The sequence below is a fragment of the Rothia sp. HMSC071F11 genome (genome assembly GCF_001809115.1).
GTDB lineage: Bacteria > Actinomycetota > Actinomycetes > Actinomycetales > Micrococcaceae > Rothia > Rothia dentocariosa.
Genome location: NZ_KV795741.1, coordinates 2,007 through 15,844 on the forward strand (window position 1 = coordinate 2,007; position 13,838 = coordinate 15,844).

General features: G+C 53.5%; 6 protein-coding genes. All 6 read right to left on the reverse strand.

What is annotated here, in order from left to right; all coding sequences use genetic code 11:
* Positions 1–610 (reverse strand): hypothetical protein (locus HMPREF2554_RS03070; RefSeq protein WP_070554091.1); only part of this gene is annotated, 610 nt, incomplete at its 3' end.
* A gap of 15 nt (positions 611–625) precedes the next feature.
* On the reverse strand, positions 626–7,627 hold the full coding sequence (locus HMPREF2554_RS03075) for a DUF6531 domain-containing protein (RefSeq protein ID WP_070553985.1): 7,002 nt from the start codon (positions 7,625–7,627) through the stop codon (positions 626–628).
* Positions 7,628–7,858: 231 nt separating this feature from the next.
* Entirely contained in the window at positions 7,859–8,857 is a 999-nt protein-coding gene (locus HMPREF2554_RS03080; protein WP_048754787.1) for an NUDIX hydrolase, read from the reverse strand.
* Positions 8,858–9,104: 247 nt separating this feature from the next.
* Positions 9,105–11,357 (reverse strand): RNA degradosome polyphosphate kinase, encoded by a 2,253-nt coding sequence (locus HMPREF2554_RS03085; protein WP_013397658.1) that lies wholly within the window; start codon positions 11,355–11,357, stop codon positions 9,105–9,107.
* A 127-nt stretch (positions 11,358–11,484) separates the two neighbouring features.
* Positions 11,485–12,624, reverse strand: a complete 1,140-nt coding sequence (gene mshD, locus HMPREF2554_RS03090) for a mycothiol synthase (protein WP_070553988.1) — start codon at positions 12,622–12,624, stop codon at positions 11,485–11,487.
* A 124-nt stretch (positions 12,625–12,748) separates the two neighbouring features.
* A complete protein-coding gene (locus HMPREF2554_RS03095; RefSeq protein ID WP_004005341.1) occupies positions 12,749–13,453 on the reverse strand; it encodes a winged helix-turn-helix transcriptional regulator in 705 nt (234 codons plus the stop codon).
* Between the last annotated feature and the right edge of the window lie 385 nt (positions 13,454–13,838).

Below are 13,838 nucleotides of genomic sequence, written 5' to 3' on the forward strand. Positions count from 1 at the left end.
AAAGCTCCCCATACTTATCGTATAGAGGATCCGGAGCACCGTTCGGAAAATTCCTGCGCTGTTCTTCTTCAAAATCAGACCACGGATACCGCACACCCTCACCGGCAATCATCACGTTCTCAGCACCCATCAGCTCCTCAAGCTGCGGAATATATGAGGTGGGAAGACCAATGCCATACCCTACCACCACAGGATACTGCTCGTAAATATACCCACGAAGATCAGAATAGTGATAGCTCATATTTTCAAGAAGCTTGATCGCATATATTGCTGAAGACTCTGGATCTGCATCATGATGCATAGATAAAAAGTCTCCAAAGTTTTTATAGTAGATAAAAAAACCTTGCCGCATAGATACTCCAGATATTTCCCCGACAAGATTTTCATACCATATCGGACTGATATATTCGTTATCACCAACGCTAAAATTAAGTGCCCGTAGAAGCCTCCTGCCAAAATCTACTATATCTTCCACACCAGCACAATCCACTTCAGCGATATACCACCCCTGCTGCTGCAAACGAGGCTTCATAATTTTCTCCCAGTACCCACTCTCCTGAGTGAACACCGGAACAACGAACTCATCCTTATATTCACATATGTACCTCATATACATACTCTCCTTTTAGACAAGCCTGACAAAAGTTTCATAATGGGTTGATGTGAAGTAGATACTTCCGTCAGAACCAACTACCAGCCGTTCTGTGCCAACATCGTTTACTTGGTTTTGGTTTCGGAATAACCTTCTGACTTTGTACTCCGTGTACTTTATTTCGTTTCCCATCTGGTCATGAGTAGGAAGAATACGAGCATTTGGATTGTCAAAAGGTAGAGGGTGAGGCTTATTCCCAAACCCAGCAGGCTTATGATCTTTATTTTTCCAGTACACTTCTCCCTCTTCAAGAAGAGATTTAGCTGTTGGAACCACATCATCAGGGATCGTCCCAGTATACTCATCCAGATTAGTCACCATAAATTTTCGGGAGCCAACCTGAGCTTCAACCGTATTACCATGTCGGGTAACATTCCTAAAACCAGTCATCGCTGTATCTAGATTAGGCTCACTAACTTCAGGACGCCACAAGGCAAACTCCGGTTTTCCTTTAGAGAGGTCAGCAGGAGAGTTTCCACCATTTAATTTAATGTAATACTCCCGCTCCAACTTTTTAGCTTCTCCAAACCCATACACGTTATATGTTCCAGGTTCTTCGACAGGTATATATCGAGAGTTATTCTTAGCATGGATCAACTCAGGAACATAGGTCTGTTTGAATTCGTCAGCAGAATAATACGTGATTATCTGATCACCATTCTGTACTGTGGAACCAGGAGAGTGCTCTACCTGGGACGGATTTTTATCAGCCGTAGCAGGTTTCTCTAATGATGGAGAATCACCCGCCGCACCTTTTGCCGGAGGCAGGTTCTCAACCTTCGGTTCCTCCACAGGTTTCAGCTGCACATTGGGTTCGTGTACTGTTCCTGATGTCCTGTGATCGAGAGATCCGGTATGGGCTGGTTTGGGTCCGTTGGGTATGTCTATCTGATGTGGGCTATTGTGCGGCGTGGGGTGCACTTTGGGCACTACGTGCTCGATGCCCAGCAGGCTGGTGCGCGTCCATGTGGCAATGCGGTCTTGGATTCCGTTGATGCGGGTTTTGACGGCGTTAACGGTATTTTGGGTTTTAATGACGACAGGGGACGTCTTAACCCGATTAACCGTTTTGGAGATAACGGGGACTTTCATCGCTTGGTTGCCGGTGGCGCGTGCTACGGGCGGCCCGGCTTTGAAGAGCATCCCTATGAGTGCGGCTGTGAGTGCTTCTTTCCCGCCTTCCTGAAGGGCGTAAGCCTGCACTTTATCCCAGTCGATATTGCCGTCGGGGGTGTGGAAATCCATGCCATCAGCGGCACCGTTGGCGGCACCAGAAATAAAACCAACACCGCCAGCCAAGAGGATACTTGTCGGCGCTATGAACAGGGAACCAATAACACCTACAAGAGCCAGAAGGCGCAGACTCTGCTGCATGAAACGTTCGCCTTCTTGGCTCTGATACTTACGGTAATCTGCAACCGTCATGGGGCGCTCACCCCGAGGGTCCACATACTCCAGCGGATTATTGCCTGCATATGCGTAAACGTCAGCAAACCAGGATGAACCAGCTATTGCGGCCTTCGGGTCTGTTGAGAGGAAACGACGTGAAGGGCTGTCATAGACGCGAGCGCCTAGCATATCTAGACCGGCTACGCGTAGCGACCCTGCACCCGTGAACTCGAAACCGGTGGGCAGCCCGGGAACCGGGGTAGCGCTTGTAGAGGGCACGCCCCAGTCTGTCGGCAGTCCGGGTGTGCTACCTAATGCCGAATCGAGGGTGCTGCAGGTCAATCCGGGGACGTTGAGGGTATGCCAAGGTGTCACTCCGCTGGGTATACCCGCCTGCGAAAAGCCGCCGTCAGAGCTGGGTGCGCTCGTCGCCCCAGCACCCAGAAGATGCGGAATATCCGACCTGGCATCCCACATGAGAGGCACTGTAATGCCCTCACCATCAGAAACAGCGGATACCTCACCCACCGCATCAGAAATCAGTGAAGTGTGTGACATACCTACACGTGAGGAAATAGAGTCTGTTACTGATGTCAGACCGCCATAGGTGCCCCAGCTATATTCGCGAGAGTATGAGGTGCCGGTAAGCTTATCGGTCGTGACTTCACCACTACGTTCGCCTGCCAGGTTGTAGGAGTAATCCGTGATGGTATGAGCGGCAAGCTCCCCAGCGTCGCCCCGTGCACCTGCGTATGCGCGAGCCTCAACGGCAACTAACTGGTTCGCTTCGTTATGGGTGAAGATACGCTCACCCTCCAGAACACGAGAGCCTGCAGCCGTGCGTTCAGACCCGTTAGAACTATCGAGAGCAAAGACGCGCTCGCGCATCATGACTCCGGCTGTGTACTCCCACTCCCACACGTGGGATGCTGAACGGGCGCCCACAAGCTGCCCGGCATCGTCATAGGAGTACAGCACAAGACCATCCGGTGAAGTATCAGATCCCGTTGAATCCAACCCAATCACACGGCCGTTATGGTCACGGATCACTTGCGTGCGTTCAAGAACCTTTGATTCTTCAAACCCTCGGACATCGGCGAGTATCTGTTCACGCACATAGTCTGAGATTAGCCTGGTAGTGCGCTCGTGCGTCCAGGAAGATACCATATCTCCCACCTGAATCCGCGTGAGACGTCCCAGAGGATCGTAGGAGAATACTGAAGAGATAACGTCGTGAGCGGGCTGTCCCGTGGCGTGTGTTGTTACAGCTACCGTTCGACCGGCACCATCTACAGTACGTGTAGATTTTGCGTAAGGGGTTACTGACGTGATCAGATAACCATCGGCGTCATACGAGTACGTTAGTGTATATGCGCCGGTTTTGATAAAGGTATTCAAAGCGTGAAGACGCTCGTACATATCGTCGTCTGCATGAGCGTTGCTTTGCTCGTTCAATCTTAGGAATCCTGAACGGCTGCGAGAGATCAGACGGTCGGAGGAATCATAAACAAAACGATGCTCAAGGTACGGCTTTTCGACACCCGCAAAGGCGGAAGAATCGCGGTCCCGGAGTGCAGAAGCAGAGGCGTAGTCACGCACCGTCACAGTTCGATGACCGATAGATGATGCTCCGGGGGAGTACGAATATTCCGCCGCGCACACACCATTGACGCTCAAAGACGCGAGCAAACCGCCACCCTGATAGTCGTAGGAGTATGCACGGGTTCGCTCACCATTATTTTCAGACAGCAGACGACCTGCGGCATCGTAGGTGTATGTAGATGTTATCTCTGCCGTAGAACCCGCGCCCTTAACGGTGCGGATAAGCTGACCTGCGGCGTCATAAATATACGTGGTGACCTGGCCTGTCGCATCTAGGGTGCGCACCATCTGCCCGGCAGCGTCATACTCGAAATGGGTACGATACCCTAAGGCATCTACAGCAGTCACTAGCTGGCCGGCTGCATCATAGATGAATCTGCGGGTACCAGCGCTGTTATCACTCATGCGGATCAGGCGTGAGCACCGGTCGTATGCATACGTTGCCGTGCGAGCCCCATGCTGCACCCGTATAATCCGGCCAAGGGCATCGTACGTCGTATGCTCAGTTGTGCCGTCAGGATAGGTTCGGGCAATAATTCGAGATGCGGCGTCGTAGGTTAGCGTTGTGTACGCCCAAGCGGTAGGCTCTTCCCACTCCACGTTCTCGCCCACCGTCGGCTTCTGCTCGGGCACGCTTAGCCCCACGCCCATGCGCCGCAGCCGCCCAGCTTGATCATAGTCGAATGTTTGGGTACGTCCCGCCGCAGATACCTCGCGTATCAGCCGGTTTGCCGCATCGTAGGTGCGGCGGGTGAGTCCGCCCTGAGCATCAAGAGTTTCAACAGGATTGCCTACGGCATCATAGGATGTAAACTCGGTAATAGTTTCGCTGCTTCTTGGGGATGCACTCGGTGACTTTGAGCTTTGAGATGCACGTCTAACCGGCTGCGAAGAGGCGAAATTTTGGGTATTATTCTCGCCCTCAACAATCACCCGTCCCAGATAATCGACGTGACGGAATGAAGATCCGAGTATTCCGCCGGAGGACGTAGTTTCTTTGCCCGTTCTACGATTTACAGTGCGATGCGTAACAACGCCAGTAGCATCCGTAATCTGGCTGATTTCGCCAGCCAAGTCGTAGTCAAACTCACTCCGGGCACCCAGAGGATCTGTCACCGCAATAAGTTGTGACAAGCCATCGTATTCATAGTTAGTTACGGCACCGAGGGCATTAATAGTCTTGACCATATTGCCCCAGGCATCAAATACTGCGCGGTTGGTACGACCCAGTGGATCCGTGACAGCGGTGGTCTGGTTGCCGTTATTGTACTCAAAGTGCGTGACATGACCGTAAGGATCTGTCAAAGAAACGGGCAGCTGACCTACAGGCCGCGATGTATCGCGTACACGGTGAGTGCCGCTTGACGTAAGGTTTTGGCGCACAAAAGCAGGAACATCCAGCTCTTCGGGAGCAAGCTCAGGGTACGTGAGAGACCAGCGTGAACCGGCAGCATCCGTGACTGAGGCGAGTTGCCCGGCGGAGTTCCAATGAGTAGAGGTTACGTGACCTAGAGCATCCTTAACCTGCACTATTCGACCGTGTTTGTCGTACTCTAGACGGACTGTATCGCCAACACCGTTTGTTATGCTGATCAGTTCTTGACGTGCGTTATAGGTGTATGTGGTACGTACACCGGTGGGGTCAGTAACGCTTAGAAGGTTGCCGTACTCATCCCAGCTATATTCTGTAGTATGCCCATTCCCATCAGTCATAGTGATGGGGTTTGGGTTTGCCCCTGTTGATTCGTAGGTATATGACACTACCACGGGATCACCGGGGTTGAGACGATCACGGAAATCACATACAGAGGTCGTGAGCAGGCGGTTATGTTCGTCCCAGGTGTACTTAGACAGTGCACCCTCGGGGGTAAGCTGTTTCGCTAAACGGCTGTAAGAGTCGTAGGAACGGCTTATCGTAGAGCCATCGCGTTCAGTAATGCTGATGCGGTTGCCGAACTTATCGTAGCGCATGACTTGGCGGCTGCCATCAGCAGCCGTCATAGAGCTAAGACGTCCGCGTTCATCCGAGCGCCAAATATTAGAGCTGTCGCCGGTTATCGCATCAGCAACAATCGTCATAATGCCCGGAGCATAGACGAAAGACACTTCACGGGAATGTTCTGTCAGCTGGTGGACCACACGTCCTTGGCCGTCATAGGTATTAGTGACTTCACGGTGGCCGTTCACATCCCAGACTTCTTCAATAAGGCGCTTAGCGTTATGGGTGTAACGACGAATACCGTCAGGACGGTTAACCGCTGCTAGCAGATCATCATCGTCGTAAATGTAGGTGACGGTATCAAGTATCTGCACATCATGATCTATGAGATAGGTGCTGGCAGATTCAGGGCGAATACGGTTATCACGGGGTGAGCAGCCATAGCGTATCTGAAGACCTCGACCTGAGGCCGGGTGAATGATGTCAGTTAGCTCTAACGCACCCGTTGCGGAATCCGAAGAGTAAAGAGGCAGCGTTAAGGTTGCATAATGCCCCTCCATGACGCCTGTCCAGGCACCAGAAGGATCGTAGAAGTGTCGAACATGCTTGGAATTGTAAACAACCCAATAATATGCGGGTGTAGTAGGTGCGCTGACCTTGCGCCCAGCGTTCTCTGCCGTCTTGATTGCCTTCGTCGTCGCTGTGGAAACATAGCTGTAAAGCTCGTCGCCGGGAACAGTTTTGCTAAGCCAATACGATTCGGAAGGAACACGACCAAAACCGTCACCCATGCGAGGGAACGTGAGAGCCCGACCATCAGGCGTGTGCCATACAGCGCCCGTGTTACTCAACGTAAGCTGAGTATCAAGCGTAGAAGACCAACCGAAACCAAAGATACCCGAAGGAGCTTCTTCAGGATAGGTAACGGCAACGCTATTGTACATACGCTCAAGCTTGATGAGCGATGCCGCAGGAGCATGCTCGAAGGAGAGATCACACTCATGCTCAATGAAATTCCCTGTGGCAACATTTACGGGATCAAGCGCATATCCCGCTGAGTATACAGCGCCGGTTATTGTCGCACGAGAAACATCAATACTCGGACGATCCGTAGAAATTTTCTGTTCCTTCAGATAATTCCGAATATACCCCGTATTAAGGTACTGCGGATAATCCAAAAAATCTGCTTCAGAATAAATAGGTCCTAACATTCCTTGAGAACCAGCTGTCGCGAAAGCTTCCGCAACAGTGAGAATCCAACGAACATCAGATTGGTTAGCATCAACCCATTTTGCTAGCGAGTTAAAAAGGCTTGTAGCATCAAAAAAACCCCATGATGTATGCTCAACAAAAGAGCTATAGCATTTGGTGATATTGGAGTAAAGCTCGGCAATTCTTTGATCTAATGTGGAGTTCTTCTGCGCAAATTTCACGATGTTGCCAGGAATAGCCGATGTAGTCTCGGTAGCATCCTGGGCGGCATCCCGAGCCCTCTTTTCGGCGCGATGCGTACGGTTGCGCCCGATAACCTCTGCATTTCTGCCTGTATTACGGGATTTAATAATCGGGGCGCGTTCGTCGAACTTGGGACCTTCGCTATCTAGATTAGGCTGTGGTCGGGGAGGGTAATAGGCAGCGGGATCTTTCTGAAAACTTATAAATGTATTGCGATTATCATTTTCAATGTTATCTCTAATCTTCTTCTTTTCTTCCTCCCAATGTGCCATAGCCTCACGGAATTTTTTACGATTCTCATTTTCTTGGTGTGCGGCATCAGTATATTTCTGTAGGTCGGCAGCGGCATCGCCTAAGGCTGTAATCAGGTTTTTACATTCAGAGATGGAATATTTACAGTTCTGATCAAAAACTCGTGCGAAATGTCCTTTAAACTCACGTTGGGCTATGCCAATATACCGCTGCCGTTCCGGAAGCTGTATTTCTAACTTTCTTTTTAAATACCTGAATATACTGAGCAGAATATCGGCATGATTAAAATCGAACTCAACATCACGTTCTAGAACGTGCATGTTGTCGTATTCGCCCATAGTTTATGTATCTTCCGTGATGCGTGGCTGGAAACTATGCTGAACCTAAGTGAAAGGTTGAAGCTCAACTTATGTTACCAGATGTGAACCCCCAATATGAGCACAGCCTGTAGGAGCCTGAGGCGTTGCATGAGCCTGTCTAGTCATCTGGAATACTTGAGCCCCTCGAAAGTTTTCGAGGGGCTCAAAACTCTCACACTTCCATGCGCATGAACCGCGAGAGTTCTGGTGCTAATCAATAACCGGGCGGATGGTCTCAACCGAGACGATACCACCGTGCTCGGCGGTTGAGACCTGCAGGACTACCGCATCCCCTGGCTCCATATAGGGATCTTCGGTGGGAAGAATTTTCGCCGAACCCTTCATAAGGTGACCCTTAAGAGCCTTGAAAACCAACGGGAGCACGGGGCGATGCGTGCACAGCAGCGAAGGAACTTCCTTCACGAACAGCGATTCGGTCACTTTTGCCGTGCGTTTAGGATGCCCTGCCGCGCCGCTCTCCGAGAGGGACTTCTTCTCTTTGATCGCGATCGCATGGTCGTTCGCATAGGGCGCCACGGTCTGCATGCACCGCAGCCACGGAGATGAAAGCAAACGGGTGGGGGAGTATGCCTCCAACAGGCGGCTATGCGCAAGCGCCTGGCGTTTACCGGTTCCCGCGAGCGGACGCTCGTCGTCGGCGGCAGTCCAGTTAGACCGCGGTTTGGCCTTGGCATGCCGCATAATGACGACCGGGCGAGTGTGCAGAGTACCGGCTTTATGGTGAGCAACGAGCGCATCCAAAGGCTCGTGGTCGGTGCTGTTGCTCAAGAGCTTGCGTGCCTCTTTGGGGGTTACCCAGCGGATTTCATCAACTTCGCCTTCGTCAGCGCGGGGATGCTCACCCACGGGCAACTGTGCGGCCCAGTAGAACACATCCTTGGGGCGCCCCGAGACCATATAGCTGGTGACCGCCAGCGGCACGCCGAGGGTTATTCTGAGGGTGACTTCTTCGCCTACCTCACGAATGGCGGTTTCAACGAGTGATTCGCCCGCATCCTGTTTGCCTTTGGGCCAAGACCAGTCGTTATAGCGGGGCCGATGAATCATGAGCACTTCAAGTTTTTCGCCGTGCAAGCGCCAGACGAGGGCACCTGCGGCAACGACTGGCGCTGTATTTTCGCGGGTGCGGGTGATGGCGAGTGAATTATCGTATACGTGGGCGGAATAGTACGTTGATTCGGTGGTCACGGGATCCTCTACGAGCTGGTAGTGATGATGCGGTGTACTCCCATTCTAGGGGAAAAATCTTCAGAGGCGTCACCGTCCCGTAACCTTGTGTTCACCTTCGTAGTAAAAATCCGAATGTTACGTGGCTTGGCACCCTGTGGAGCACAATTATGGGCATATAGTGTGGCTTTCAGACCGAAAATTCGCATAGTGCTACTTTTCGGTCTGAAAGCCACCTGCATATGGATTTTACGGAAAGGGGAAAACGCTAAATCTTGTCGTGGTTCTTCCGAGAGCGCGAGCGCAGGTAATAGGACTGCACATCGCGCAGCGGGTTGCCGTCGGCATCGGTATCGAAACGCTTCCACGTGCCGTCACCCGAGAGGTGCCAGGTGCGGGATTCATCGCTCATGTAGACCGTGAACATATCGAGCAGGTACTTGATATGGCGGGGGTCTTTGACCCTTACGAGCGCCTCAATGCGGCGGTCGAGGTTACGGTGCATCATATCGGCAGACCCGATATAAACGATGGGCTCACCCGCGTTCTCAAACGCGAAGACGCGCGAGTGCTCCAGGAAGCGCCCAAGCACCGAACGCACCCGGATATTCTCGCTGAGTCCGGGCACACCGGGGCGCAGGGCGCAAATACCGCGCACGACCACATCGACGGGAACTCCGGCCTGAGAGGCACGGTAGAGAGAGTCGATAATCGCCTCATCCACCATGGAGTTGCACTTGATCTGGATGCGCGCCTCCTTACCCGCCTTATGATTCTCAATTTCGCGGTTAATGCACTCGATGAGCCCGCTGCGCAGCGAACGCGGGGCGACGAGTAGCGATTTGTAGGTGGTTTTTGGCGCGTACCCGGAGAGCTGGTTAAACAGGCGCGAAACGTCCTCACAAATCTGCTCGTCACAGGTGATAATGCCGAGGTCTTCGTAGAACCGCGCGGTGGAAGGGTGATAGTTGCCGGTGCCGATGTGCGCGTAACGGCGCAGCTGGTTGCCTTCGCGGCGCACTACCAAGGAGAGCTTGCAGTGGGTTTTCAGTCCGACCAGACCGTAGACCACGTGCACGCCCGCGCGTTCGAGTTTGCGCGCCCAGGAGATATTAGCTTCCTCGTCGAACCGTGCCTTAATCTCAACGAGTGCGACAACCTGTTTGCCTGCCTCAGCGGCTTCGATCAGCGCATCGACAATGGGGGAGTCGCCGCTGGTACGGTAGAGGGTCTGCTTGATAGCCTGTACCTTCGGGTCGGCCGCCGCTTGCGCAAGAAACGCTTGCACACTGGTGGCGAAGGAATCGTAGGGGTGGTGCAGAAGCACATCGTGATCGCGGGTTGCGGCGAACACATCCGCCTCTTTGGCGGTTTCGGCGGCGTTAAGCCAGCGGGAGGTATGCGCAATATGCTTGGGGTAGTGCAGGGCGGGACGGTTGGCGCGCACGATCGCGCCCATACCGCGCAGATCCAGCGGCGCGGGGAGCTTGTATACTTCGGAGTCGTCGATATTGAGCTCAGAAATGAGCAGGTCGAGGATCGTGGGGTTGATCGTATCTTCAACCTCAAGACGCACGGGCGGACCGAAACGGCGGCGCAGCAGCTCCTTTTCGAGGGCCTGCAGCAGGTTCTCGGCATCGTCCTCTTCAACCTCAAGATCTTCGTTACGGGTTACGCGGAAGACATGGTGCTCAACAACCTCCATGCCGGGGAAGAGCGTGTCAAGGTGTTCGGCAATAATGACCTCTAATGGAATATAGCGGGATTCCTTGCCGGTCGTGTTGGCGGCGCGGGGACCATCCACCGAAATCATGCGGTCAAGCTGATCGGGCACCTTTACACGGGCAAACAATTCCTTGCCGGTCTGCGGGTTGCGCACCAGCACCGCAAGGTTCAGCGAAAGTCCTGAAATATAGGGGAAGGGGTGCGCCGGGTCTACCGCGAGCGGGGTGAGAATCGGGAAAATGTCGCGCAGGAATTCTTGGCGCAAACGGGTTTTAGCGTCTGCATCCAAGTCATCCCAGCCCACAATATGAATGTTCTGTTTTTTCAGTTCGGGAAGTATCTGCTCATGGAATACCTGGGCATGGCGCTTCTGCAGGCTGTGAGCGGCGGTCGAGATCGCCTCCATCTGTTCGTCAGGGCTCAAACCTGCGGCGGAAGGTACCGCCAGCCCGGTAGCGATGCGGCGCTTGAGCCCCGCCACGCGCACCATAAAGAACTCGTCAAGGTTCGAGGCCACGATAGAAAGAAAATTCAGGCGCTCCAGCAGGTACAAATCAGGGTCTTCGGCAAGCTCCAGCACCCGGGAATTAAAATCGAGCCAGCTGCTTTCACGGTCGAGAAAACGCTCGGCACCAAAATCGCCTTCGATATTGGGTAGATCGAGTTTTTCTCCCGCTTCAATGCGGTCGGCACGGGTATCGGCACGCTCAATCTTCGAGATATCGTTTCCGATGTGAATCAACCCGGTCATCGGTGCCGGTTCGGTATTCTTTTTGGTATGCGGGTGGGGTGCCACAGGCTATTCCTTACTATGTTGAGGGACTAAGTTTACGATGCGCCGCTCGTCATCGAGCACAACGCAGAAAGAACGTTCGGTATGGGTGTGAGCCGGTAAAGAACCCGCGTCCCACCCCGAATAAACGCTAGATGCTGCCGGTTGAGATAACCGCCGTGGTAACAGCGGAGAGCACGCCCGCATCCACACCGTTAGACGAACTCTTGCCGGAGCCGCGTTCGGGGGCATACATGCGATCCACGGTCGCAACTGCGAACCCTAACGACTCGTAGAGCTTCAACGCAGGGGCGTTATCGGCGTCCACATACAGTTCGATTGCGTGCAGAGGCTCGCCGTTTTCGTCGGATGCAAGCGCCAAATACGCTAGGGCACGCAGGGTCACGGTGCGCCCCAGACCGCCGCCCTGGGCGTTTGGACTGACCCCCACCACATAAATCTCACCCGCAGGCACCAGATCGTCGAGCGGCTGCCCCGGCTCGGTCTGAGCGGTTGGAATTTTCGTCCACGTAAACGCCGCAATATTATGCGGATCTTCCCGCTCGGAGATGATAAAGAACCCCTCCGGGCGGAACCAGTCGCTGCCGGTGCGCTCGCGTAAATCCGCGAGAGTCAGGCGACCTTGCTCGGGGTGCTCAGCGAAGGCTTCCGCATTAACGCGAAGCCAGGGGTTTTCGTCGGCGGGGGTGAAGGTGCGCAGCTCAAGCGAGTTGGGCAGGGTGCGCGCATCCGAGAGCTCGGCAAGATTCTCACGAGTTTGCTCGTCAAGCGGAAGTACCATTTTGTACAGCACGCGTACCGGGGTGAAACCTGCGGCTTCGGCAAGCTCATTGGCGGGACTCTCAATACCGGTGTCGGTTGCGCTTCCGTGTACCCAGAGATTGTAGTTGGCGGCCTCGCTTCCTAAATCCTGAATAACGCGAGTGAAGAAAGCGGGACCGAGCCCCTGCCCGCGCATCTGCGGGTGAACGGCTGCCTCAAGCACACCGGGCTCGTCAGAGTCTTCGGGGGAAGGAACGGCAACGAGCACAGCCTGTAACTCGCGATTATCGGCGGCCGGAGTGAATGCGAAAACTTGCGGTTTAACCAGACTCTCACCGTGCACCGCTTTCGAGAGCTCCACCAGAGTCTGTTCGGAGAAAGCCGGGGTGCCGTCGTGCTTCTGTACGGCGCGTGCGAACTGCGTGAAATGCTCTAGAAGCTCAGCATTGAGGGGCATATTTTCGTAGTGCCCAGAGTCGAGGGTGAAGTTTTCGGGTGATGCCGCCATTCTCGCCTTCTTTCACATTGCCTACTGTTTAACTTTACCGGGTGAAAGCCTGCGTTTGAACCGGTTTGATGCAATAAGCGCAATCTTCGGCGCACCAGAAAAAGAAAAGTATTTCGCCGCGGCGTTAGTCTTCGGCAGAAGGGTCGTGATGGGTATTCTGCGCGTGGAACGAATACCCCACGTTACGCACCGTGGTAATCATCTGTTCGTGCTCAGAACCGAGCTTTGAACGCAGTCGGCGAACGTGTACATCGACCGTGCGCGTGCCGCCATAGTATGAATCGTAGCCCCAGACCTCCGAGAGTAGCTGTGCTCGCGAAAATACTCGCCCGGGATGCTGAGCCACAAACTTCAAAAGCTCAAATTCCTTGAAGGTCAGGTTGAGTGCTGCCCCGTTCAGATGCGCCGAATAGGTTTGTGCATCAATGACCAGATTGCCGATGCGGATAATCTGCTGGCTGCGATCATCCGTATCTTTGAGCTCGGGTGCCGTAACCAACAGGCGCAGGCGAGCATCCATTTCGGAGGGCGAAGCCTGATCCAGCACAATATCGTCCACCTGCCACGAGGCGGAAACAGCCGCCATTCCGCCCTCGGTCAGGACAATCATGAGCGGGATGGTGATGCCCGCGGTCTTCAAAAGCTGGGCGGTATTGCGTGCTTTGAGCAGGTTTTGGCGCGCATCCAGAATAACAATATCGTGTTCCGTGCCGATAGTACTCAGGGGCGAATCGAGGGGAAGCTCGATCACACGGTGGCTGAGCAGACTGAGGGCAGGAATGAGCTCTTGCGCTCGTGGCGCATCGCTCAGTAACGCAATGCGGTACATACATCCTCCTGAATCTGCAATCCTTACTCGCACGGTTTTGTACTATTTTACTCATGCCTTTGTGTGCTCTTCGGGCACAGTACCTTCAACGGTGCTAAAACACGCAGCAGCGGTGCGTATGAAAGTTATTTTGTCCAGGGGAAAGCGCTGTGATCCGTGCTTTAGTTCAGCTATCTATGGTATTTTTAAGGCATGGACAACATCTTGTACTTAGAGATCTTCTTCATCTGTTTGATGGCTCTCATCTCGGTATGCATCGCCGTTGGTGCATACGCAGTACTTAAGGGTCTCTTCGCAGGGCAGAAGTAGAGCGTAAAATTTTTTGAGCCGAGGAAGGCTCACGGTGCCCCCGGTTAACGCTGAGGCACCCCGGGTGGGGTGTGCA